The 20,446-nt window shown below is 72.0% G+C and carries 27 protein-coding genes; 14 read left to right on the top strand and 13 right to left on the bottom strand.

The window, feature by feature from the left end:
* Nucleotides 1–64 precede the first annotated feature (64 nt).
* Both IE317_RS20920 and IE317_RS20915 read right to left on the bottom strand, forming a co-directional pair.
* Nucleotides 65–703 carry a nitroreductase family protein gene (locus IE317_RS20920; RefSeq protein WP_191312560.1) on the bottom strand — a complete coding sequence of 213 codons (639 nt, stop codon included), beginning with the start codon at nucleotides 701–703 and terminating at the stop codon, nucleotides 65–67.
* Between the two features lie 18 nt (nucleotides 704–721).
* Nucleotides 722–1,699 carry an aldo/keto reductase gene (locus tag IE317_RS20915; RefSeq protein ID WP_191312558.1) on the bottom strand — a complete coding sequence of 326 codons (978 nt, stop codon included), beginning with the start codon at nucleotides 1,697–1,699 and terminating at the stop codon, nucleotides 722–724.
* A 42-nt stretch (nucleotides 1,700–1,741) separates the two neighbouring features.
* Here IE317_RS20915 and IE317_RS20910 point away from each other — a divergent pair, with 42 nt between their 5' ends.
* Nucleotides 1,742–2,233, top strand: coding sequence for a MarR family winged helix-turn-helix transcriptional regulator (locus IE317_RS20910; protein WP_191312556.1), 492 nt, complete (start codon nucleotides 1,742–1,744; stop codon nucleotides 2,231–2,233).
* 1 nt (nucleotide 2,234) lies between these two features.
* Here IE317_RS20910 and IE317_RS20905 read toward each other — a convergent pair whose 3' ends face one another.
* From IE317_RS20905 to IE317_RS20895, 3 genes are all read right to left on the bottom strand, one after another.
* On the bottom strand, nucleotides 2,235–2,654 hold the full coding sequence (locus IE317_RS20905; RefSeq protein ID WP_191312554.1) for an ATP-binding protein: 420 nt from the start codon (nucleotides 2,652–2,654) through the stop codon (nucleotides 2,235–2,237).
* 61 nt (nucleotides 2,655–2,715) lie between these two features.
* A complete protein-coding gene (locus IE317_RS20900; protein WP_191312552.1) occupies nucleotides 2,716–3,495 on the bottom strand; it encodes a SigB/SigF/SigG family RNA polymerase sigma factor in 780 nt (259 codons plus the stop codon).
* Nucleotides 3,492–3,908, bottom strand: coding sequence for an anti-sigma factor (locus tag IE317_RS20895; RefSeq protein ID WP_191312550.1), 417 nt, complete (start codon nucleotides 3,906–3,908; stop codon nucleotides 3,492–3,494). Before IE317_RS20895 ends, IE317_RS20900 begins: the two co-directional genes overlap by 4 nt.
* A gap of 162 nt (nucleotides 3,909–4,070) precedes the next feature.
* Here IE317_RS20895 and IE317_RS20890 point away from each other — a divergent pair, with 162 nt between their 5' ends.
* The 3 genes from IE317_RS20890 to IE317_RS20880 all read left to right on the top strand — a co-directional run bounded on the left by IE317_RS20890 (nucleotide 4,071) and on the right by IE317_RS20880 (nucleotide 5,799).
* Entirely contained in the window at nucleotides 4,071–4,379 is a 309-nt protein-coding gene (locus IE317_RS20890) for a WhiB family transcriptional regulator (RefSeq protein ID WP_013222241.1), read from the top strand.
* Between the two features lie 218 nt (nucleotides 4,380–4,597).
* Complete coding sequence (locus IE317_RS20885) at nucleotides 4,598–4,951, top strand: STAS domain-containing protein (protein WP_003078104.1); 354 nt, start codon at nucleotides 4,598–4,600, stop codon at nucleotides 4,949–4,951.
* Nucleotides 4,952–5,010: 59 nt separating this feature from the next.
* Complete coding sequence (locus IE317_RS20880) at nucleotides 5,011–5,799, top strand: metal-dependent hydrolase (protein WP_191312580.1); 789 nt, start codon at nucleotides 5,011–5,013, stop codon at nucleotides 5,797–5,799.
* On the opposite strand, the gene IE317_RS20875 is transcribed toward IE317_RS20880, so the two are convergent.
* Nucleotides 5,762–6,535 carry a nuclear transport factor 2 family protein gene (locus IE317_RS20875; RefSeq protein ID WP_191312548.1) on the bottom strand — a complete coding sequence of 258 codons (774 nt, stop codon included), beginning with the start codon at nucleotides 6,533–6,535 and terminating at the stop codon, nucleotides 5,762–5,764. The two genes, IE317_RS20880 and IE317_RS20875, sit on opposite strands and share 38 nt — an antisense overlap.
* Nucleotides 6,536–6,631: 96 nt before the next feature.
* On the opposite strand from IE317_RS20875, the gene IE317_RS20870 reads away from it, so the two are divergent.
* Nucleotides 6,632–7,204 (top strand): TetR/AcrR family transcriptional regulator, encoded by a 573-nt coding sequence (locus tag IE317_RS20870; RefSeq protein WP_191312546.1) that lies wholly within the window; start codon nucleotides 6,632–6,634, stop codon nucleotides 7,202–7,204.
* On the opposite strand, the gene IE317_RS20865 is transcribed toward IE317_RS20870, so the two are convergent.
* Complete coding sequence (locus IE317_RS20865) at nucleotides 7,137–8,372, bottom strand: MFS transporter (protein WP_191312544.1); 1,236 nt, start codon at nucleotides 8,370–8,372, stop codon at nucleotides 7,137–7,139. The genes IE317_RS20870 and IE317_RS20865 overlap by 68 nt on opposite strands.
* 139 nt (nucleotides 8,373–8,511) lie before the next feature.
* Between IE317_RS20865 and IE317_RS20860 the strand changes: the two genes are divergently transcribed.
* Both IE317_RS20860 and IE317_RS20855 read left to right on the top strand, forming a co-directional pair.
* Nucleotides 8,512–8,841, top strand: coding sequence for a hypothetical protein (locus IE317_RS20860; protein ID WP_191312542.1), 330 nt, complete (start codon nucleotides 8,512–8,514; stop codon nucleotides 8,839–8,841).
* A 38-nt stretch (nucleotides 8,842–8,879) separates the two neighbouring features.
* Nucleotides 8,880–9,341: a hypothetical protein gene (locus IE317_RS20855; protein WP_229902820.1), complete on the top strand. Its 462-nt coding sequence runs from the start codon at nucleotides 8,880–8,882 to the stop codon at nucleotides 9,339–9,341.
* On the opposite strand, the gene IE317_RS20850 is transcribed toward IE317_RS20855, so the two are convergent.
* Together IE317_RS20850 and IE317_RS20845 are read right to left on the bottom strand one after the other, a co-directional pair.
* The gene (locus IE317_RS20850) at nucleotides 9,338–10,972 is read right to left on the bottom strand and encodes an ABC transporter permease (protein WP_191312539.1); all 1,635 of its coding nucleotides are present in this window, start codon (nucleotides 10,970–10,972) and stop codon (nucleotides 9,338–9,340) included. The genes IE317_RS20855 and IE317_RS20850 overlap by 4 nt on opposite strands.
* Nucleotides 10,969–11,877 (bottom strand): ABC transporter ATP-binding protein, encoded by a 909-nt coding sequence (locus tag IE317_RS20845; protein WP_191312537.1) that lies wholly within the window; start codon nucleotides 11,875–11,877, stop codon nucleotides 10,969–10,971. Before IE317_RS20845 ends, IE317_RS20850 begins: the two co-directional genes overlap by 4 nt.
* Nucleotides 11,878–11,970: 93 nt before the next feature.
* Here IE317_RS20845 and IE317_RS20840 point away from each other — a divergent pair, with 93 nt between their 5' ends.
* Nucleotides 11,971–12,459 carry a GbsR/MarR family transcriptional regulator gene (locus tag IE317_RS20840; protein ID WP_191312535.1) on the top strand — a complete coding sequence of 163 codons (489 nt, stop codon included), beginning with the start codon at nucleotides 11,971–11,973 and terminating at the stop codon, nucleotides 12,457–12,459.
* Here the strand turns inward: IE317_RS20840 and IE317_RS20835 are convergent.
* Nucleotides 12,456–13,019, bottom strand: a complete 564-nt coding sequence (locus IE317_RS20835; RefSeq protein ID WP_191312533.1) for a TetR/AcrR family transcriptional regulator — start codon at nucleotides 13,017–13,019, stop codon at nucleotides 12,456–12,458. The genes IE317_RS20840 and IE317_RS20835 overlap by 4 nt on opposite strands.
* Nucleotides 13,020–13,102: 83 nt before the next feature.
* On the opposite strand from IE317_RS20835, the gene IE317_RS20830 reads away from it, so the two are divergent.
* The 4 genes from IE317_RS20830 to IE317_RS20815 all read left to right on the top strand — a co-directional run bounded on the left by IE317_RS20830 (nucleotide 13,103) and on the right by IE317_RS20815 (nucleotide 15,904).
* A complete protein-coding gene (locus IE317_RS20830) occupies nucleotides 13,103–13,714 on the top strand; it encodes an NAD(P)-dependent oxidoreductase (protein ID WP_191312530.1) in 612 nt (203 codons plus the stop codon).
* A gap of 10 nt (nucleotides 13,715–13,724) precedes the next feature.
* Complete coding sequence (locus IE317_RS20825) at nucleotides 13,725–14,390, top strand: SGNH/GDSL hydrolase family protein (protein ID WP_191312529.1); 666 nt, start codon at nucleotides 13,725–13,727, stop codon at nucleotides 14,388–14,390.
* A 432-nt stretch (nucleotides 14,391–14,822) separates the two neighbouring features.
* On the top strand, nucleotides 14,823–15,428 hold the full coding sequence (locus IE317_RS20820) for an RNA polymerase sigma factor (RefSeq protein ID WP_191312527.1): 606 nt from the start codon (nucleotides 14,823–14,825) through the stop codon (nucleotides 15,426–15,428).
* Complete coding sequence (locus tag IE317_RS20815; protein ID WP_191312525.1) at nucleotides 15,425–15,904, top strand: carboxypeptidase regulatory-like domain-containing protein; 480 nt, start codon at nucleotides 15,425–15,427, stop codon at nucleotides 15,902–15,904. The genes IE317_RS20820 and IE317_RS20815 overlap by 4 nt, the downstream gene beginning before the upstream one ends.
* Here the strand turns inward: IE317_RS20815 and IE317_RS20810 are convergent.
* Complete coding sequence (locus tag IE317_RS20810; RefSeq protein ID WP_191312578.1) at nucleotides 15,901–16,647, bottom strand: polysaccharide deacetylase family protein; 747 nt, start codon at nucleotides 16,645–16,647, stop codon at nucleotides 15,901–15,903. The two genes, IE317_RS20815 and IE317_RS20810, sit on opposite strands and share 4 nt — an antisense overlap.
* Before the next feature lie 114 nt (nucleotides 16,648–16,761).
* Nucleotides 16,762–17,211 (bottom strand): SRPBCC family protein, encoded by a 450-nt coding sequence (locus tag IE317_RS20805; protein ID WP_191312523.1) that lies wholly within the window; start codon nucleotides 17,209–17,211, stop codon nucleotides 16,762–16,764.
* A 68-nt stretch (nucleotides 17,212–17,279) separates the two neighbouring features.
* Here IE317_RS20805 and IE317_RS20800 point away from each other — a divergent pair, with 68 nt between their 5' ends.
* Both IE317_RS20800 and IE317_RS20795 read left to right on the top strand, forming a co-directional pair.
* Nucleotides 17,280–19,247, top strand: a complete 1,968-nt coding sequence (locus IE317_RS20800) for an FUSC family protein (RefSeq protein ID WP_191312521.1) — start codon at nucleotides 17,280–17,282, stop codon at nucleotides 19,245–19,247.
* Nucleotides 19,248–19,270: 23 nt separating this feature from the next.
* The gene (locus IE317_RS20795) at nucleotides 19,271–19,474 is read left to right on the top strand and encodes an antitoxin (RefSeq protein ID WP_191312519.1); all 204 of its coding nucleotides are present in this window, start codon (nucleotides 19,271–19,273) and stop codon (nucleotides 19,472–19,474) included.
* Here IE317_RS20795 and IE317_RS20790 read toward each other — a convergent pair whose 3' ends face one another.
* Complete coding sequence (locus tag IE317_RS20790; protein WP_191312576.1) at nucleotides 19,475–20,428, bottom strand: prephenate dehydrogenase; 954 nt, start codon at nucleotides 20,426–20,428, stop codon at nucleotides 19,475–19,477.
* Between the last annotated feature and the right edge of the window lie 18 nt (nucleotides 20,429–20,446).

Here is a 20,446-nt window from a genome sequence, read left to right as displayed (position 1 = left end):
GGTCGTGTGTGCTAAGGCGGGTTCTGACCCGCCTTAGCACTCACGACCAGCCGCGGCAGACTGGTCACCAGCGGTCGAGGTGCAGGACCTCTTCGAGCGGCTGCCGCGCCGCCGGCTTGAACGTCTCGCCCGTGTAGAACGCCGTCGGGATCAGGGCGGCCTGGTGGACGTTCTTCGGGAGCTCCAGCACCTCCGCCGCCTCCTGCTCGTACTTGAGGTGCAGCGTCGTCCACGCCGTCCCCAGCGTCACCGAGCGGGCCGCCAGCACGTAGCTCCACACCGCGGGCAGCAGGGACGCCCACAGCCCCGCCTGGTTCCCGGCCGGCAGTTCCGAGGACGCCGTCTCCAGGCAGGGGACCACCAGCACCGGGACGTCACCCATCCGGTCGGCCAGGTACGCGATGCTGTCGCCGACCCGCTGCTGGGCCCGGGCCCGCGCCGGGTCGTCCGCGAACAGCTTGGCCGCGGCGTTCGGGGAGTCCAGGTACTCGTGGCACGCCCGGCGGTAGATCTCGCCGAGGGCGGCCCGCTGTCCCGCGTCGGTGACGACCAGCCACTGCCACCGCTGGGTGTTCGAGCCGCTCGGCGCCTGGAGCGCGACCTGCACGCAGTGCTTGACCAGGTCGAGCGGCACCGGGCGCTCGAGGTCGAGGCGCTTGCGGACGGTCCTGGTGGTGGTCAGCAGCTCTTCGGGCGTCATCATCGGCCCATCATGCCGGGCTCACCAGCGGTCGTGCACCAGCGGCCGGATGAGCTCGTCGTAGGTTTCGCGGACGCCGGCCTGCGCTTCGGCGGACAACGGCGGAAGGGAAGCCGCCGCGGTGTTCGCCGCAGCTTGCTCTGCGTTGCGGGCACCCGGGATGACCGTGCTGACGCCCGGCTGGTCGATGATCCAGCGCAGCGCGAACTGCGCGAGCGTCTGACCGGACGGCACGAGCCCGCGCAGCCGCTCGACGGCCTCCAGACCGACCTCGTACGGCACGCCGGAAAACGTCTCGCCGACGTCGAACGCCTCGCCGTGGCGGTTGAAGTTGCGGTGGTCGTTCTCCGCGAACTTCGTGTCCGCGGTGTAGCGGCCGGACAGCAGGCCGGACGCCAGCGGCACCCGCGCGATGATCCCGGCGCCGGCCTCCACCGCCGCGGGCAGCACGCGCTCCAGCGGCTTGAGGCGCAGGCAGTTGAGGATGATCTGGACGGAAGCCACGTGCGGCCGCGCCAGTGCGGTCAGGGCCTCTTCGGCCGTCTCGACGCTGACGCCGTACGCCTTGATCCGGCCTTCCTCGACCATCGCGTCCAGGGCGTCGTACACCGCGTCGGAGGAGTACACCGGCGTCGGCGGGCAGTGCAGCTGGACGAGGTCGAGCGTGTCGACGCCGAGGTTGCGGCGCGACCGGTCGTTCCACTCGCGGAAGTTCGCGGCGACGTAGTTCTCCGGCACCTGCTCGACCCGGCGGCCCATCTTGGTCGCGACGAAGACGTCCCCGCGCTCGGCGAGGAACCGGCCGACCAGCCGCTCGCTGCGGCCGTCGCCGTAGACGTCCGCGGTGTCGAAGAAGGTGACACCGTTGTCGGCCGCCGCGTGCAGCACGGCCAGCGCGTCGTTCTCGTCGACCTCGCCCCAGTCCGCCCCGAGCTGCCAGCAGCCGAGCCCGACGACGGACACCTCACGGCCCAGGCGGGCGATCTTCCGGTTCTCCATGTCGCGATCCAAGCACACGCGGCGCGCCTATGATCGGCCGTCATGGCGATGACATCGGGTCCGGACGGGCTGGGGACCCGGATGCGGCACGTCCTCGAGATCTTCGAGACCGACATCGCGAAGTTCCTCGCCGACATCGGCCTCGACGACTACCGCCCGCGGTACTCGCCGGTGGTGCGGGCGCTGCTCGCCCGCGGCCCGCTGGCCATCCGCGACCTCGCCGCGGAGATCGGCGTGACGCACTCGGCCGCCAGCCAGACCGTCGCGCAGATGGGCCGGGCGGGACTCGTCGCCCTCGAACCGGGCGCGGACGCCCGGCAGCGCATCGTGTCGCTCACCGAGAAGACGCGCGGCCTGCTGCCGTTGATCGAGGCGGAGTGGACGGCCACCACCGAGGCGTCGGAGGCACTGGAGGCCGAGCTGCCCTACCCGTTGCGCGGGGTGCTGGCGGCGATCGTCGAGGCGCTGGAGCGGAAGCCGTTCCGGCAGCGGATCGCGGAGACCGCCGCCGCGCGGGAGCTGCTGGAGCGCTGACTCAGGCGTCCGGCAGCGCGAAGACGGCCCAGACGTACTTGCCGCCGGGGCAGCGTTCGAAGCCCCAGTCCAGCGACAGCGCCTGGACCAGGACGAGCCCGCGGCTGCGCGCTTCGGCCGGCGACGGCGCCCGCAGCTCGGGCAGCATCCCGCCGGTGTCGTGCACCCGCAGCGTCAACCGGCCCGCCGCGTGCTCCAGCTCGAGCCGCTGGGGCCGTTCGCCGTGCTCGAAGGCGTTGGTGACCAGCTCCGACGTCGCCAGCAGGATGTCCTCGAGCGGCTGCTCCGGCACGCCGAGCCGGAGCAGCGCCGTCCGCACCTCGTGCCGCGCCAGCGCCGGTGCCGTGACATCGGCCGGGAGGAGCACCCTCAGCGAGGCGGCCGCCGCGGCGGAACGCTGCGGCATTCTCGACGTCGTCATCCGGTCCCCCTCCCAGTGAGTTCGGTCCGCCCGCCAAGTACCCACGCGGCGGATGGCCTAATCAGGTGCCGTCGGCCAGCTCGGATTCGTCCAGGCCGGACCGCAGCTTCTTCAGCGTCGCGGCCAGCAGCCGTGACACCTGCATCTGGGACACCCCGACGCGCCGGGCGATGTCCGACTGGCTCATCCCCGAGCCGAACCGCAGCGCGACGATCTTGCGCTCCCGCTCCGGCAGGCTCTCCAGCATCGGGCGCAGCGCCTCGCGCAGCTCGGCCTGGCCCAGCTCGGCGTCCGGCGCTCCGAAGCGCGTGTGCGCCGCGTTCTCCAGCAGGTGGTCCAGCGACGCGCCGTACCGGCCCTGGCCGGCGCGGAGACCCTCGTAGACGTCCTCGATCGGCACCCCGAGCCGCGCGGCGATCTCACTCGGCTTCGGGGCGCGCGAGAGCTGCACGGTGAGCTCTTCGCGCGCGGCGGAGATGTTCGCGTTCAGCTCCTTGAGCCGCCGCGGCACCCGGACCGACCAGCTGTTGTCCCGGAAGTGGTGCCGCAGCTCGCCGGAGATGGTCGGCACGGCGAACGCGAGGAAGTCCGTCCCCTGTTCGGGGTCGAACCGGTCGACGGCGTGGATGAGCCCGACCGTGGCGATCTGGACCAGGTCCTCCATCGCCTCGTCGCGGTTGCGGAACTTGCGGGCGAGGTTCCGCGCCAGCTCCAGGTGCGCGCGCACGAGGGTGTCGCGGATGCGGTCACGCTCCGGCGAGTCCGCCGGCAGGGCGGCGAGACGGCTGAACAGCGCGCCGACGTCGAGGTCGCCCCCGGTGCTCCCGGCGGGATCGCTCACGAGTCCGCCGCCTGGCTCTCCCGGACGAGGTCCACTCGCGACAGGTAACGGCCGTTCTCCGGCGTGATGGTGCGCTCGGCGGTCGTCGCGAGGGCGGTCAGCAGCTGCCAAGACAGGCCGGCGTCGTCCTCGTGGTCGGCGCTGTCGGCCAGCACCGACACGGAGACCTCGATGCGCGGCCCGCTCCAGGAGAAGACGCACGTCAGCCGGCCGTCCGCGCTGGCGGGGAGCAGCAGCGAGCAGGCTTCGTCCACCGCCATCCGGAGGTCCTCGACGGCGTCGAGGTCGAAGTCCTGGCGCATCGCGATGTCGGCCACGATGGTTCGCAGCGTGGGCACCACGTGCGGGATCGCGGCCGTCCGCACCTCGATGACCTGCGCGCCTTCCGGGACGAGCGGGGCGTTGTCCTCCACGTTTGTTCCTTTCTCCGGCTCGCGCTCCAGGGGATCGGCGGTGTCTTCCACGCCCGGTCAGCGAGATGCCCGTGGTGTGAGCAAACCAAACCCGGGTTTGATCCGCTCCACCGGCGGGCATGTAGCGGTCGACGTGCTGATCCTGGGAAAGGCGGGGACGACATGGCTGACGTGAGCCGGCTGCCCAACGTGGTTGCCGAAGAGTGGGAATGGCAGCTGCGCGGCTCCTGCCGGGGTGCGGACAGCAGCCTGTTCTTCCACACGGACAACGAGCGGGGTTCGGCGCGGGAGCGACGGGAGGCGCGGGCGAAGGCGATCTGCCAGGCCTGCCCGGTCCTGGCTCAGTGCCGCAAGCACGCGATGACCGTACAGGAGCCGTACGGCATCTGGGGCGGCCTTGGCGAGATCGAACGGCGGCAGCTCTTCCTGCGCCAGCGCCGGGCGGCGCGCAAGACGATGAGTGCGCACTGAGCAGAGCGCTGAGCAGGCAGGATTTGATCGTCGGTGAGCAGTACACGCGAAAGGGCGGCGGCCGTGGCGGGCGCGGTCGCATCCTGGGTTAGGGTTGGCCCCGGAGTTGCCTTGACCGTGCCCGGCGCGAGCTTTGGGAAGGCACGGTGACACGGTTGCCGCTTGAGACAGCAGGCGCGTACCCGGCGCAGGAGCAGCGCCTGACGAGGAGAAACTGCATGCCCGCAGCCGACCAGAACGCCACCCCGCCCGGGTTCGGCATCACGCTGGACACCGACGCGACGGAACCCCGGGTGGTGGTCACCGGCGAGCTCGACCTGCTCACCAGCCCGCAGCTGCAGGAGGCCCTCGCGGGGCTGATCGCGGACAAGCGCGCGCAGCGGGTCGTGGCCGATCTGACCGGGGTGACCTTCTTCGATTCCTCCGCGCTGAACGTGGTGCTCCGCGCACAACGCCAGGCCGGCGAGCAGGACGTCGAACTCGCGGTCGTCCCCAGCCCCGCGGTGAGCCGCGTGATCGAGCTCACCGGCGTGGCCGAACACCTGAGCGTGTCGGAGGACCCCCAAGCCTGACCGCCCGCTACGGTTCCGCGGACTGATTTTCGTTCGCGGACCTGGGGGACGGCACGATGATGGGGCGGACGCACGCCCTGACCGGCTGGTGCGCGGGCTTGGCCCTGGCGCCCGCGGTGGGGGCGGGTTCGGTGCACCAGGCGGTCGTCTTCGCGGCGACCACGGCGGGGTTCGCCCTGCTGCCCGACCTCGACCACCCCGGCGCGAGCGCGTCCCGCCTCCTCGGCTGGCTGACGGGCGCGTTGTCGTGGGTGCTGCGCCGCGTCTCGGCGGGCTTCTACGCGCTGACGAAGGGCCCCCGGGACGAGAAGGTCTCCGGCAAGCACCGCCACCTCTCGCACACGGTCCTGTTCGCGGCCGGCCTCGGCCTGCTGACGTCGTGGGGCACCACGGAGGGCGGCCCCTGGGCCGTGGTGGGCGTGGTCGTCTTCGGGCTGATGCTGGCCGAAGGCGCACTGGGCGACTGGCTCCTCCCGGTGAGCGGGGCCGCGGTGGCGTGGTGGTTCTTCACGGCGCCACCCGATCGGGCGGGTGAGCTGGAGTCCATTTCGGGCTGGCTCGGGATCGCGGTCGCGGCCGGGTGCCTGACCCACTGCCTGGGTGACGCGCTGACCGAAGCCGGGTGCCCGTTCCTGTTCCCGATCCCGATCGCGGGCGAGACGTGGTACGAGATCCGGCCGCCGCGCGTGCTGCGGTTCCGGACGGGCAAGAAGGTCGAGAAGCGGCTGATCTTCCCGGTGTTCGCGCTGCTCGGGGTGCTGTTGGTGCCGGGGGTGTGGGACCACGCGGTGAGCACCTTCGAGCGGCTGTTCATCCCGCCGTCGAGCCAGCGGGCGACCACGCCTTGAGCCGTTCGGCCGCCGCGGCCGTGTCGGTGTAGTCCCGGGAGTGGGTGATCAGGCCGTTTTGGACGGTCAGCACCATGACGTAGGCCGCCACGAACGCGCTCCCGCGGACTTCCTGGTGCAGGTCGAACTCCGCCACCAGCACCGAAGGGTCGGCCGTCTCGTGGACCACGACGTTCTCGGCCTTGGTGATCCGCCGTGAACCGGCGGCAGCGCGGAAACGGCGGCGCAGCTCTTCGCGGCCCTTCGTCACGCGGGGCATGCCCGGGAGGGTGAAGGGCATCTCGAGGGTGACGTCTTCGGCGTACAGGTCGGCGAGGTCGTCCCAGCGGTTCTCCACCGAGGCGGCGAGGAACCGGTCGAACACCGCACGCGCGAGCTTCGAAGCCGCCGACACGTTGGGATAGTCGCGGTACGACGTGATCTCCCCGCCGGCGACCGTCAAGATGCCCACCGACGACGGGAACTCCACCCCCGGCCCCGAGACCACCAGCTCCACGACGAATCCCGACTCCGCCAAAGTGGTCGTGACCTGCGCCTTCGTCAACCCAGCCGACCGCGCCCGGACACCCCCCGCCGCCAGCGTGGCCACCACCGCATCGCGGCCTTCGATCCGTTCGCCGAGGAAGGGCACCTCGTACACCGCATCAGCAGCGAAAAGACCACCGAACGGCGTGACGTCCAAAGCGGACAACCCGTCTCGCACCAACTCGGCAATTTCGGACACGGTAGGCGGCATCGGAATTCTCCTGGAAGACTGGGCGTTGAATCGGAACGGTGGGCCCGCTTACGACGATACGGAGCGATCGTTCCGGTTGTCAACGAGGAGAACGTGATGGAGAAGATGCGCGCCGACGCGCGGCGCAACCGGGCCAAGGTGCTGGCCGCCGCCGAAGAGGCGTTCGCGCTTGATGGCCTCGCCGTGCCGCTCGATGACATCGCGCGGCTCGCCGGTGTCGGGGCCGGGACCGTCTACCGGCACTTCCCCAGCAAGGAAGCCCTGTTCCAGGCCGTCGTCCTCGAACGGATCCAGCAGTTCGCCGAGGAGGCCCGCGCGCTCGCCACCGCCAGCGACCCCGGCGAGGTCTTCGTCGACTACTTCGTCCGCGTCATCAAGCAGGCGTCGCTCAACCGGGCCATTTGCGACGCCCTCGCCGAGTCCGGTGAGCACGCCTTCAAGGCCGGCGCCGGTGACGAGTTCCGCGCCGCGCTGGCCGAGCTGCTCGCCCGCGCACAGGAGGCGGGCACCATCCGTCGCGACATCGACGGGGACGACCTGCGCGCGCTCATCGTCGGCTGCCTGGCCGTCGAGCGGTACGCGCCGGGGAGTGCGCACCTGGTCAGCGTGGTCGTCGACGGTCTGCGGGCGTCAGGTCACGCAGCTTCCGCAGCGGCGACCACACCATGATCGCCGCGGAGGCCAGGACGCCGGCCGCCGCGATGTGCAGCGTGGCCCGCATGCCGATCGCGCCGGCCAGCGCGCCGCCGAGCAGGCTGCCGAGCGGTGCGACGCCGAAGACCAGCGTCTGCGAGATGGCGCTCACCCGGCCCAGCAGCTCCGGCGGCGTGACGGCTTGCTGGAAGCTCACGCCGAAGACACTCAGCACGATCACGCTGTAGCTGGTGAAGAACCCGGCGAGGACGTAGCAGGCGAGCGCCCAGCCGCGTCCGGTGAACGGGTAGAGCTGGTACGCCAGGCCGAACAGCACCGCCGCACCCCACAGGGCGCGCGCCTGGCCGATCCGGTCGCCGAGCCGCCGCGCGGTGAACCCGGCCGTGACGGCGCCGGTCAGCGAAGCGGTGCCGAGCACCCCGATCACCCACGGCGAGAGCCCGACGTCGCGGGCGAGGAAGGCGATCACGATCGCCAGGTGGGCCGACTGGAAGAAGCTCGACGCGGCGCCGTGCGCGCTGATGGCCAGCAGGACGCGGTCGCCGCGGACCAGCCGCAGCCCTTCACCGATCTCGCGCAGCAGCCGTCGCTCCCGCGGTTCGGGCCGCGTGTCGGGCGTCTCGATCCGGCGCAGCCAAAGGGCCGACCACAGGTAGCTGACGGCGTCGGCGGCCAACGCGGCCGCGACGCCGAGCGCCTGGACGAGCACCCCGGCGAGGCCGGGGCCCGCGACCGCCGCCATCGACCGGTTGGTCTGCAGCCGGGCGTTGGCCTCCGGCAGCTGCCCGGGCGCCACCAGCCGCGGGACGTAGGTCTGGTGGGCGACGTCGAAGAACACGCTGAGCACGCCGACGGCGAGGACCACGGCGAGCAGCTGGGCCATCCCGAGCACGCCGAACAGCGCGGCGACCGGGACCGAGGCGATCAGCACCGCCCGGCCGGCGTCCGCGGCGATCAGCACCGGGCGGTGGCGGATCCGGTCGCACCAGGCGCCCACCTGCAGGCCGAGCACCAGGTACGGCAGCGTCTGCGCGGTCCGCAGCAGAGAGACCTCGAAGACCGGCGCGCCGAGCGCGGTGACCGCGAGCAACGGCATCGCCAGGACGTCGATCCGGCTGCCGGCCTGGCTCACGAGGTCGGCGAGCCAGAGGCGCCGGAAGTCGCCGTTCCGCAGTACCCCCATCGGTCCAAGCTGGCACATGCGTGCAATCGACGCAAGAAAGTTGAGTCTTCTCCGCTCCAGGTGCACTTTGGGTAACACGACGTAAGATCAACGCGAGTTAGTCCTCGTACCTGCGCTGCGCGTGGCGAGGGGGTGCCCGATGAGTGGCCGACCTACGTGGGGCTCCGCCGCGGTCACCGGCCTCGCGGGGTTCGCCACCGGGCTGCTCGTCGCCGCGATGCTCGTCGCCGGGCGGCCCGCACCGCGCAGCGTCGAGACGCCCGCGCCGCCGACCAAGACCGTTTCCGCGGTGCCCGTCACGGTGACCGAGTCCGCGCCACAGTCCACCGTCACCTCGGTCGAGACGCCGCCGACGGCGACCACCACCAGCGTCGTCGAGGTCACCGTGCAGCCGACGCCCTCGACGACCTCCGCCACGCCGACCTCGACGCCGCCCACCTTGCCGCTGACCTCCCTCTGGCGCGACTGACGATGCAACCCGGCGGCCGCCGTCGCCGTCTGGTCGGCATGCGGTACGTACTGGGGTTGGCGTTGCTCGTGACAGCGGGTTGTTCCGGACCCGAGATCGCCTGCACGGCGATCGGCGTCCCGATCGGCATCAGCCTGTCGATCCCGGCACCGGAGGGCATCTCGAAAGCGGCGCTCGAAGCCTGCTGGCGCGGCCAGTGCGTCACCCGCGACGTCGGCCTGTTCCCCGAGACGTCGGCGGGCGCGACGACCTGCACGGGCACCGGCCCGGACAGCTCGTGCGGCACGTCGATGGTCCCCACCGGCGGGCTCCACGGCTTCGCGGACATCCCGGGCCTGCCCGCCGAACCGGTCCGGGTCACCGTCCGGTTCGACGACGGGAAACCGCACAGCGTCGAGGTGACCCCGGCCTTCGTCGAGGCGAACGGGCCCGGCTGCGGGAAGGACGGGCCGCAGGCGCAGCTCGTGGCCGGTCCGGACCACGAGCTGCGGGTGCGTTAACCGACGTCCCGGCGCTTCCAGCCCGCCAGACCGGAGACGAGGGCGACGAGCGCGACCGCCACGAGCCAAGCCAGCGGCGTCGCGGTGAACTCCTGACCGGGGATCTTCGGCGGGTGCTGGAACGGCGAGACGTCCAGGACCGCCTGCGGCAGGTCGAGGACCGGGCCGAACAGGCTCAGCAGCAGCGCCAGCGCGCCGACCGCCCAGGCCGCGGCCGCAAAGCCCGGCAGCAGCCCGAAGAGCGCCACCGCCAGCGCGACCACCACCCAGGCCGCGGGCAGCTGGACGAGCATCCCGGACAGGGTGTCCGCGAGCGAGCCGCCGACGTCGCCGGTGCGCAGGCCGTTGGCCAGCCCCATGAATACCCCGCCGGACAGCAGCAGCGCCGCCGTGCCGAAGAAGGCGAACACGAGGTGGCTGCTCGCCCAGCGCAGCCGGCCGACACTGGTCGCGAGCACCGGCTCGAGCCGGATGGCGGTCTCCTCGCCGCGCATCCGCAGCACCGCCTGGACGCCGTACAGCGACGCCACCATGGCGAACATCCCGGCCATCGCGGCGAGGAACGCCTGCGTCAGCGCGTGGCTGCCGCCGAGCCGCTCGAAGATCTGCTGCGCCTGCGGGCTCGAGCCGACGAGGTCGCCGATCCCGCTGGCGATCGAGCCGAACACCGCCCCGACCACGGCCGTGCCGATGAGCCAGCCGAGCAACGGGCCGCGGTGCAGCCGCCAGGCGAGCGCGAGGGGCGACCGCAGGCTCGGGGCGGCCGTCGCCGGGCCGGGTCGCGGCGGCAGGAGGCCGACGCCGACGTCGCGCCGGGGCAGCAGCCAGTACCCGATGGCGCCGACGACCAGCGCGAACACCACCGGCAGCAGGAGCACCCACCAGCGTTCCCCGGCGAACGCCCGCACCTGCTGCACCCAGCCGATCGGCGACAGCCAGGACAGCCAGCGGGCGTCCACAGTGGAGTCTCCGGCGCCGCGCAGCAGGAACGCGGTGCCGACCACGGCCGTCCCGATGCCGTTGGCGGTGCGCGAGTACTCGGCCAGCTGGACGGCGACCGCCGCCACCGCGGTGAACACCAGCCCCACAAGCGCTTCGGACGCGCCGAAGGCGACCGAACCGGCCGCGGGCAGGCCGGCGCCGAGCAGTGTGCCCGCCTGGATGAGCCCGGTCAGCACGCTCGCGCCCCCGGCCACCAGCAGCGCCGCGGTCAGCGCCGCGTACCGGCCGACCACCGCGGACCCGAGCAGTTCCGCGCGCCCGGTGTCCTCCTCGGCGCGGGTGTGCCGGGTGACCGTGAAGACGACCATCAGCCCGGTGAGCAGCGCCAGGAAGCCGCACGTGCGCCAGGCGATGAACCCGCCGGCCGTGGTCAGGTCGAACGGCGGGCCGTAGAGCAGCGCGTAGGAGGGGTTGGCGTTCGCGCCCGCCTGCAGGGCGAGCCGGTCGGCGACGGTCGGGTAGAACTGCGTGAACGTGTTGACCGAGCTCGCCGGGACGACGCTGAGCAGCACGATCCAGATCGGCAGGATCACGCGGTCGCGGCGCAGCGCGAGCCGGGTGAGGTGCCCGGTGCCGGCCAGTTCGTGCGCGGGCGCCACCACGACCGGGCGGGCAAGCGTCGCGGTCATTTCGCGCTCGCTTCGGTCGTGTAGTGGCGCAGGAACAGCTCCTCCAGCGTCGGCGGCTGGCTGACCAGGCTCCGGACGCCGACCTCGGTCAGCTGACGCAGGGCTTCGTCGAGCGAGCGCGTCTCGACGTCGAAGCGGACGCGGTTGCCCTCGACCTTGAGGTCGTGGACGTTCGCCAGGTTCGCCAGCCCGTTCGGCGGGCCGGCGAGCTCGGCGGTGATCGACGTCCGGGTCAGGTGCCGCAGCTCGGCGAGCGTGCCCGACTCGACCGTCTTGCCGTTGCGGATGATGCTGACCTTGTCGCACAGCGCCTCGACCTCGGCGAGGATGTGGCTGGAGAGCAGCACGGTCCGGCCCTGCTCGCGTTCCTCCTGGATGGCGTACTGGAAGGTCGCCTCCATCAGCGGGTCGAGGCCGGACGTCGGCTCGTCGAGGATCAGCAGGTCGACCCGCGAAGCGAGCGCGGCGACGATGGCGACCTTCTGCCGGTTGCCCTTCGAGTACGTCCGCCCCTTCTTCTTCGGGTCGAGGTCGAAGCGCTCGATGAGGTCGGCGCGGCGCTTCTCGTCCAGCCCGCCGCGCAGGCGTCCGAGCAGGTCGATCACCTCGCCGCCGGAGAGGTTGGGCCAGAGGTTGACGTCGCCGGGCACGTAGGCCAGGCGGCGGTGCAGGCTCGCGGCGTCCTTCCAGGGGTCGCCGCCGAGCAGCCGGACGTCCCCCGAGGAAGCCCCGGGATCCTTACGGAGCAGGCCGAGCAGCACCCGGACGGTGGTCGACTTCCCGGCGCCGTTCGGGCCCAGGAAGCCGTGCACCTCCCCAGCGGGCACTTGCAGGTCCAGGCCGTCGAGGGCCTTGGTCCGGCCGAACGACTTGTGCAGGCCGGTGACCGAAATGGCGTTTTCCATGGTTCGGAAGCTACACTCGCTTCATGAAGTTGTGAAGTTAAGAAAATGTCTAGATCGAGTGATCGCGGGGGACGGGTACGGAAGGATGGGCCGATGACGACGCCTGAAGCGCAGCGAGACGAAGACGCCGTCCGCCGGTACGTCGAGAGCCTGGGGCTCGTGCTTTCGCAGATCGGCATGCAGCGCATGCCCGCGCGGGTGTTCGCCGCGCTGATGACCACCGACGCGGGCCGGCTCACCGCCGCCGAGCTGGCCGCGCAGCTGTCGGTCAGCCCGGCCGCGGTCTCCGGCGCGGTGCGCTGGCTCGAGCAGATCGGCCTGGTCGCGAAGGAGCGCGAGCCCGGCGAGCGCCGCGACCACTACCGCCTCTACGACGACCTCTGGTACGCCACGTTCCTCAAGCGCGACCGCATGATCATGATGTGGCGCGACGCGGCCGAGGACGGCATCGACGCCCTGGGCGAGGACACCCCTTCGGGCAAGCGGCTGGCCGAGATGCGGGACTTCCTGTCGTTCATGCTCGAGGAGCTCAACGGCATGTACGAGCGTTGGCACAAGCTCCGCGAAGAGAAGAACGCCTAGAGCCCGGCGAGCAGCACGTCCGCGAGCTGCTCGGCGCGGTCGGCGGGCTCGCGCTCTTCGAACGTCGCCAGGAAGGCCTGCTGGAAGCACGCGCCCAGCAGCAGGGCCGCGGCCGCCTCGACGTCGGTGTCCGGCTTGATCCGGCCCAGGTCCCGCTCGGCACGCAGGTAGTCCGTGACCCCCTTCAGCGGCAGGTGCGGGCCGTGCCCGCGCAGCCGGTCGCGGTGGGAGCGCAGCAGCTCCCGCGACGAGAACATCGAGACGGCGATCGGGAAGCTGTCGACGTAGAACGCCAGGCCGAGCCGGGCCACCCGGAGGAGGTTGTCCCGCAGCGGGGCTTGCCCGGGGTCCGCGGTCAGCTCGGCCAGTGCGGCGCCCAGCGCGGGCAGCTCCTCGGCCAGCACGCTGCGGAACAGGTCGGTCTTGTCCCGGAAGTGCTTGTAGAGCATCGCCTCCGAATAGCCCGCGGTCTGCGCGATGACCTTCGTCGTCGCGTGGGCGTAGCCCTGCTCGCGCATGACCTTCGCGGCCGCGGCGACGATCTCTTCGCGGCTTCCCATGGTGGCTCCCTGAGTGCGTTCTCAGCCGGGTTAGTGAACACTTACCCTACCTGGTGAGTGTTCACTAACCGAGGAGGAACCCGATGAGGATCACCGTGCTGGGGGCCACCGGCGGCGTCGGCGGCGAGGTCGTCAAGCAGGCATTGGACCGGGGGTGGGACGTCACGGCCGTCGTGCGCGACCCGGCCAAGCTGCCGCTGCCGGCGACCGAAGTCGTGGTCGCCGGGTTCGCCGACCACGACAAGCTGACCGCCGCCGTCGCGGGCCGGGATGCGGTGATCTCCGCGGTCGGTTCGCGCGACCGCGGGCCGACCACCGTCTGCGTGGACGGCGCCCGCGCGGCGATCGAGGCCGGGGCGAAGCGCCTGCTCGTCGTCAGCGCCAGTGGCATGCACACCGAAGGCGACGGCTTCTTCACGCGCTCGCTGGTGAAACCGCTGCTCAACACGTTCCTGAAGCACGGCTGGGCGGACATGCTCGCGATGGAGGCCGTGGTCGAGGCCACCGATCTCGACTGGACGATCGTCCGGCCGCCGATGCTGCTCGACGGGCCGCGCACGGGCAAGGTCGCGAGCCGGCTCGACGGCAACGTCCGCAGGTTCACCATCCGGCGCGCCGACGTCGCCGCCTACCTGCTCGACGCCGTGGCGGACCCCACGCTGATCAGGCAGAAGGTCTCGATCGCCCACGGCTAGCGTCGAGCCCATGGTGCTCCTGGCTCAAGCTCTGTACGTCAAGCGCAAGACCCCGCGGCTCCCGGGCGCGGCGGGACCGACGGAAGGGCTCGTCCCGGGCGACGGCGAACCGTTCCGGCTCGCCGTGCTCGGGGAATCCACCGTGGACGGCGTCGGCGCGGCGGACCACGAGGAAGCGCTCACCGGCTGCCTCGCCCGCGAGCTGGCCCGGGACGGCCGCGCGGTGCGCTGGCAGGCGGTCGGCCGGACCGGCGCCAACGCCCGGGTCACCCGCGCCGAGCTCGTCCCGCTCGTCCGCCCGGCCGACCTGGTCGTGATCGCCTTGGGGGTCAACGACACCATCGAGCTCCGCACGGCCCCGGCCTACCGCCGTGACCTGCTGCGCCTGGTGCTCGAGTTGCGGGGGCGGCTCGGCCCGGTCGACGTCCTCGTGGCCGGGGTGCCGCCGATGTCCCGCTTCCCGGCCCTGCCGCGCCCGCTGCGGGACGTCCTCGCGGCCCGCTCCACCGCTCTCGACCGCGCGGCCGCGACGCTCGAGCGGATCCCCGGCGTCCGGCACCTCCCGATGGACCCCGCGCTGCTCGACCCGGCCGCCTTCGCGAGTGACCGGTTCCACCCGGGCCCGGCCGGCTACGCGCGCTGGGCCGGAACGCTGGCACGCGCCGTGATCAGTTAGCCGCTCTGCGTCGATCTTCAAAAAAGTTCGCCGGATCCGGTATCTGGCGGTGTCCTCACTGCGTCCTGTGGAGCAGCCGAGCACGGAGGAACACGACGGGGGTGTCGCGTTCGCAGTGAACGCGGTGACCGGGAGCCGAGGGGGCTGCCGGACACCGTCGGCCGGGTGACCTTCGGGGGAGGGGACACCCGGCGGGGCCCGTTGGGGAGCGGGTCCTTGAGGGAGGGGAGTACCGGCCGGTGCGAGTCCACGCGCGCCGGCCGGTACCTCGCGGATTTGCCCCTCGCGGATTTGCCATTGACCGGTAGTGCACGACCGACGAAGTAAGTGACCTTGATGTATCCGAGATCCACCTGCACGCTCCTTCCCCCCGAAGGACCCGCGATACTGCCATTGCCGACTCGAAGACTCTTCCGAAGAGGGGCAGATACGGTGACCGACGTGCAAACCACAGAGGTAGATCCGCCGTGGGAGGGCCTGACCGGCGCCGAGCTGCACGCTGCGTGCATGGAGGCCGCCAGGGACGGTGACCGCCGGGCGATGGCCCGCCTCGTCGAAGAGCTGACCCCGCTCGTCTGGCACGTCGCCCGGGCCAACGGGCTCGACCGGTCGGTCGCGGAGGACGTCGTCCAGACCGTTTGGCTGGCCCTGTTCAGCCAGCTCGGGAAGCTCCGCGACCCGAAGGCCCTCGCCGCGTGGCTGATCACCACCACCCGCCGCGAGGCCACCCACCCGTTCGGCCGCCGCATGCAGCCGGTGCCGCTCAGCGACGAAGTCGCCGAAGCGATGCCGAGCACCCAGCCGGCACCCGAAGACGAAGCCATCCGCGCCGACCGCGACCGCCGGGTCTGGCGCGCCTTCGTCCGGCTGCCCCACCGCTGTCAGGAACTGCTCCGGCTGACCGTCCTCGCGGGCCGCGCGGAGTACCAGCTCGTCGCCGAGGCGCTGCGCATGCCGCGCGGCAGTGTCGGCCCGACCAGGGGTCGCTGCCTCGACCAGATGCGCGATCTCCTCGCCAGTGAAGGGGGAAGCCGATGAACGACCTCGGGGCGCCGGGGGGCCAAGCCTCCTTCGGTGACGACGTGCTGCTGGCCGACGTCGGCCGTTTCCTCGACGAACTGGACCCGCCACCGGGTGACCTGGTGCAGCGGGTCCAGTTCGCGCTCGCCCTCGAAGACCTCGACGTCGAGGTCGCCCGGTGGGAGCGGTTGGACAACCTCGCCGGCGTCCGCGGCGGCGGCACCGGCACGATCACGTTCACCGTCAGCGACCTGACGGTGATGATCAACCTGACCAAGATGGGCAAGCTGCACCGCATCGACGGCTGGCTGGTCCCGGCCGGCCAGTACGGCGTCGAGGTCCGCGTCGCCGAGCACGGCACGTCGTCGACGACGGCCGACGAAGGCGGCCGGTTCGTGCTCGACAACGTGCCGCGCGGGACGACGCAGATCCTCGTGCACCTCGGTGACGTGTCGTGCCGCCGGACGATCGTGACGCCGACGGTGGTGCTTTAACCCAGGAAGTCGGCCAGGGGGACGGGGGTGAGCCCGTCCTTCCTGGCCCGCTCCACGAACGCCGTGTAGTCCTCTTTGAAGGTCTTGCGGAAGTGCATCAGCACGATGTCGCCGGGCTTCAGCTTGTCGCCGGACTGGAACTGGACGACGCCGTCGTTGACCGCGGCCGTCCACAGCACCGAGGCACGCATGCCGCAGGCCGCCGCCGCTTTCAGCGTGTTCTGGTCGTAATTGCCGAACGGCGGGCGGAACAGCGACGGGCGGACGCCGAGGCTCTTCTGGAAGTCGTCGGCGTCGTCGCAGATCTCCTTGCGCTGGAACTCGTACGGCTTGCCCTTGAGGTTCGGGTGGTCGACCGTGTGGTCGCCGAGCGTCGCGCCGGTGGCGTCGAGGATCTGCTTGAAGTAGGCCTCGTGGCCCTTCACGTACTTCTGGTTCAGGAACAGCACTGGGTGGGTGCCGTTCTGCTGCATCAGCTTCAGCGCGTCGGGGTCCTGCACGGCGCCGTCGTCCATGGTGAGGAAGACGTACGGCTTGTCGGTGGTGATCCGCCGGACGACCGGCACCTGGCCGTTTTCGATCGCGGGCGCCTTCTCCTGGACCGTGCCGAACGGGTACGGCCCGGACGTCTTCACGTCGGGGGCGGCCTGCGGGGCCGGGTTCGGCTGGCTGGTGCCGACCTCCCGCTGATCGGAGTCGTGGCCCGAGCACGCGGTCAGTGTCAAGGCCGCCGCCGCGACCACCGCTGTCAAGCGTTTCCTCACGCTTCCCCCCTTTCGTGTACTACCCGAAAGAGTGACGCGGGAAGGTGGGGGAACGTTGCGTGTGATGATCTCGTGTGGCCGGAGCCACCCAGGTCAGCGCCCGGTTTCGGCCGCCTTGACCAGCTTCGCGGAGAACAGCCGGATCACGGCCTGCAGCGTCGCGGCCAGTGCCGGGCCCGTGCCGCGCACCGGCTCGGTGAACGAGCCGGTCCACCGCAGGTGCGTGCCGCCGCCGTCGGCCGGGGTGAAGAGGACTTCGGCGCGGTAGTCCTTGAGCGGCTTGCCGGCGGCGAAGGCGTAGACGTGCTTGCGGCCGGGCTCGTACTCGAGCGTCTCCTCGCGGATCAGCACCGGCCACATCCCGACCTCGCGGACCGCCCCGACACCCTCCGGGAGGTCGGTGCCCCGGCGCGCCCAGCGAGCCTGGACGATCAGTGGCTTTCCCCACTCCGCCCAGCGCGGGCCGTCCGCTTCGAGCGCGAACAACGCCTCCGGTGACGCGGTGCTCGTGCGGTTGACCTCGTACGAGTACTTCCTACCCACCGGTACCTCCCGCGTTGTTGACAGGTTGATAACTAATCGCGTCCGGGCGCGTAGGTCAAGATGAAGGGGTGAGCACGCCGCGCCCCGACCTCGCCGCGCCGCACTGGCTGGTCCAGCTCCTGCGCAGCTCGCCGGTGCCGGTGCCGTGGAACATGGTCGCCCGGGCCGTGGTCGCGCTGGCCGTGCCGCTCGCGATCGCGTACGCGGCGGGGGACATCGCCGTGGGCGCGCTCATCTCGACCGGTGCGCTGCCCGCCGTGCTGTCCGAATCGGCCGGGCCCTACCGCTACCGCGCCCGGCGGCTCGGCGGGGCGACGCTCGCCGCGACCGCGGGGTACCTCGCCGGGCTGCTCACCGGCGGCACCCCGGCGCTGTCCGTGCCCACGGTGGTCCTGGTCGCCGCGGTGTCCGCGGTGATCAGCGCGGCCGGCAGCAACGCCTCGGTCGCCGGGCTGCAGATGCTCGTGTTCTGCGTGCTCGCCACCGGGCAGCACGCGACCGGCGTCCGCGTCGAGGTCCTCTTCGGCTACTTCTGCCTGGGCGCCGCCTGGAGCCTCCTGGTCGCGCTCGCCACCTGGACCGTCCGGGCGACCAGCCCCGAACGCACCGCCGTCGCGCACGTCTACGTCGAGCTGGCCGCGATGCTGTCGGCGACCGACGAAGCCGTCTCGCGGGTGGCCCGCCACCGGCTGACCACGGCGATGAACACCGCCTACGACCAGCTGCTGACCGCGCGTTCCTGGCTGTCCGGCCGCGACGCCGCCTATCGGCACCTGCTCAACCTGCTCTCGGCGACGACACCCGCCGTCGAGGCGTCGGTGGCGATGGTCAACGCGGGCCGCCGCCCGGGCCGGGAGGTCATCGACCACTTCGTCGCGCTGTCCGCCGCGGTGCTGGCCGGGCAGCCGCTGCCGCCCCCGCCGCCGGTGCCGCCCGGCGACCCCGATCCGGTCCTCGCCGCGCTCTACGCGGGGCTGGTCCGGATCGGCAAGGGCGACGACCGCAAGCGCCGGGAGCCGACGCCGTGGCACCGCCGCCTGCGGGAGTGGGCGGGCTCGCTCGCGTCCGGCCCGCTGACCTGGATCGCCGCGCTGCGGCTGACGCTGTGTGTCGCGCTCGCCGAGGTCGTCGGCCTGCTCGTGCCGCTGGAGCGGTCGTACTGGATCACCCTGACCGTCGGGATCGTGCTCAAGCCCGACTTCGGGTCCGTGTTCGGCCGCGCGGTGCTGCGCGGGATCGGCACGGTCATCGGCGTCGGGATCGGGGCCGCGGTGCTCGGCCTCGGCGCGAACGGCTGGGTCCTGGTCGTGCTGAGTGCGGTCTTCGCCGGCGGCATCGCGGTGGGGAAGGTGCGCAACTACGGCATCCAGAGCGCCTTCGTGACGCCGTTGATCATCCTGCAGATGGGCCTGGCCCACACCGGGAACTGGAGCGTGGTGCTGGCGCGGCTGGTCGACACCGTGCTGGGCTGCGTGATCGTGCTCGTCTTCGGCTACCTGCTGTGGCCCGGCAGCCGGCGCCCGCGGGTGGGCGGCCGGCTGGCCGACGGCCTGGACGCGGTCGCGAAGTACGTCTCGCACGCGCTGGTCGAGGCCTCCTCGGGGGAGGCGCGGCTGGCCCGGTCGCGGGCCCGGCGCGGGGCGTACCGGGCCCTGGCCGACCTGCGGACGGCGTTCCAGCAGGCCGTCGTCGAGCCGTCCGCGCACGGTCGCCAGGCGGTGGCGTGGTGGCCGGTGATCGCCGCGCAGGAGCGTGTCGCGGACGCTGTCACCGAGGTCGGTGTCACCATCGGGCGGGGCGTGCCGCCGCCGGACCCGGCCGACGTCGAGCTGCTGACGGCCGCGCTGGGGGAGCTGGCCGCGGCCGTCCGGGAGCAGCGGGAGCCGCGGTCGATGCCGCTGCCGGACGCCGAGCAGGTGTCCGGCGTGGTCGACCAGCTGGAGTCGGCGTTCGACGCCGTCCGCGGCCCGGACCTGGCCGAACGGGCCCCGCTGGGGCTCGTCCGGCGGTTCCTGCCCTACCACCGGCGCACCTGAAGATCGTGCGGTTCAATGCACCCATGGGAATCGACTTCGAAGCGTTGAAGGGCAAGGCCGAAGAGGCCCTGCGCGAGCACAACGACAAGATCGAGGAAGGCCTCGACAAGGCCGCCGACTTCGCGAAGTCGAAGTTCGCCGGCCACGACAGCCAGATCGACACCGGCGTCGAAAAGGCCAAGGACTTCCTCAACAAGTTCGACGACACGCCGGACACCCCGCGCTGACTACTGGACCTCGCCGGTCGCGATCCCGTCCGTCAGGCCGGTGATCCGGCCGCCACGTTCGCCCAGTGCGATCAGGCCTTGCCGCGCGTCCGGCGCGGCCAGGCTGATCCGGACGCCCGCGCGTTCGACGTCCAGGCTGGCGGCAAGCGCTTGCGCGCCTTCGTACCCGGCGTTGATCGTGGCCGCGAGGCCGCCGGTCGACGCCAGGGAACCGCGGGCGGCGCCGAGCCGACCGAGCGCCTCGTCGACGATCGGCAGCAGCGCGTCCCGGTTGCCCTCGGTCATCGCGCGGACGAGCTGCGGGTTCGAACCGGCGACGCGCGTGCCGTCGCGGTAGGACCCGGCGGCGAGCGACATCGCCAGCGGGCCACCCTCGGCGCCGATCGTGGCCAGGATCGCCGCCAGCAGGTGCGGCAGGTGCGAGATCCGGGCGACGGCCTCGTCGTGCGACTCCGCGGGCAGCGGGACGACGTGCGCCCCCACGTCCAGCACGAGCTTCGCGACCTCGGCCCAGGCTTCGAGATCGGTGTCCTCTTCGACGGCGACCACCCAGGCGGCGCCTTGGAACAGCGAAGCGTCCCCGGCGAGCCAGCCGGACTTCGACGTCCCCGCCATCGGGTGCCCGCCGACGTACCGCGTGTACGGCACGCGGCGGCGAACCGCGTCCAGTACCGGCGCTTTCACGCTGGTCACGTCGGTGAGCAGACAGTGCGACGCGTGCTGGTTGACCAGCCGCAGCAGGTCTTCGACGGCCGGCAACGGCACGGCGAGCACGACCATCGCGTCCTCGGCCGCGGCCCGGTGCAGGGCCGCTTCGACATCGGTCGTGACGTCGAACCCCGCTCTGCTCGCCGCGTCGGCGTCCACTTCGGAGACCGCGGCACCCCACGCCGTGCGGCCGCTGGCGGCCGCCGCGCGCAGCAGTGACCCGCCGATGAGCCCGAGCCCGATCACGCATACGTCTCGCACGGG

This window comes from Amycolatopsis bullii (genome assembly GCF_014654205.1).
Lineage (GTDB): Bacteria > Actinomycetota > Actinomycetes > Mycobacteriales > Pseudonocardiaceae > Amycolatopsis > Amycolatopsis plumensis.
The sequence above is the reverse complement of the archived record's forward strand: the minus strand, read 5'-3'. Positions and strand labels throughout refer to the sequence as shown.

Coding starts and splice junctions, on each gene's coding strand:
- IE317_RS20920 (WP_191312560.1), bottom strand. CDS start 703: ATGATGACGCCCGAAGAGCTGCTGACCACCACCAGGACCGTCCGCAAG.
- IE317_RS20915 (WP_191312558.1), bottom strand. CDS start 1,699: ATGGAGAACCGGAAGATCGCCCGCCTGGGCCGTGAGGTGTCCGTCGTC.
- IE317_RS20910 (WP_191312556.1), top strand. CDS start 1,742: ATGGCGATGACATCGGGTCCGGACGGGCTGGGGACCCGGATGCGGCAC.
- IE317_RS20905 (WP_191312554.1), bottom strand. CDS start 2,654: ATGACGACGTCGAGAATGCCGCAGCGTTCCGCCGCGGCGGCCGCCTCG.
- IE317_RS20890 (WP_013222241.1), top strand. CDS start 4,071: ATGGCTGACGTGAGCCGGCTGCCCAACGTGGTTGCCGAAGAGTGGGAA.
- IE317_RS20885 (WP_003078104.1), top strand. CDS start 4,598: ATGCCCGCAGCCGACCAGAACGCCACCCCGCCCGGGTTCGGCATCACG.
- IE317_RS20880 (WP_191312580.1), top strand. CDS start 5,011: ATGGGGCGGACGCACGCCCTGACCGGCTGGTGCGCGGGCTTGGCCCTG.
- IE317_RS20875 (WP_191312548.1), bottom strand. CDS start 6,535: ATGCCGCCTACCGTGTCCGAAATTGCCGAGTTGGTGCGAGACGGGTTG.
- IE317_RS20870 (WP_191312546.1), top strand. CDS start 6,632: ATGGAGAAGATGCGCGCCGACGCGCGGCGCAACCGGGCCAAGGTGCTG.
- IE317_RS20865 (WP_191312544.1), bottom strand. CDS start 8,372: ATGGGGGTACTGCGGAACGGCGACTTCCGGCGCCTCTGGCTCGCCGAC.
- IE317_RS20860 (WP_191312542.1), top strand. CDS start 8,512: ATGAGTGGCCGACCTACGTGGGGCTCCGCCGCGGTCACCGGCCTCGCG.
- IE317_RS20855 (WP_229902820.1), top strand. CDS start 8,880: ATGCGGTACGTACTGGGGTTGGCGTTGCTCGTGACAGCGGGTTGTTCC.
- IE317_RS20850 (WP_191312539.1), bottom strand. CDS start 10,972: ATGACCGCGACGCTTGCCCGCCCGGTCGTGGTGGCGCCCGCGCACGAA.
- IE317_RS20845 (WP_191312537.1), bottom strand. CDS start 11,877: ATGGAAAACGCCATTTCGGTCACCGGCCTGCACAAGTCGTTCGGCCGG.
- IE317_RS20840 (WP_191312535.1), top strand. CDS start 11,971: ATGACGACGCCTGAAGCGCAGCGAGACGAAGACGCCGTCCGCCGGTAC.
- IE317_RS20835 (WP_191312533.1), bottom strand. CDS start 13,019: ATGGGAAGCCGCGAAGAGATCGTCGCCGCGGCCGCGAAGGTCATGCGC.
- IE317_RS20830 (WP_191312530.1), top strand. CDS start 13,103: ATGAGGATCACCGTGCTGGGGGCCACCGGCGGCGTCGGCGGCGAGGTC.
- IE317_RS20825 (WP_191312529.1), top strand. CDS start 13,725: ATGGTGCTCCTGGCTCAAGCTCTGTACGTCAAGCGCAAGACCCCGCGG.
- IE317_RS20815 (WP_191312525.1), top strand. CDS start 15,425: ATGAACGACCTCGGGGCGCCGGGGGGCCAAGCCTCCTTCGGTGACGAC.
- IE317_RS20795 (WP_191312519.1), top strand. CDS start 19,271: ATGGGAATCGACTTCGAAGCGTTGAAGGGCAAGGCCGAAGAGGCCCTG.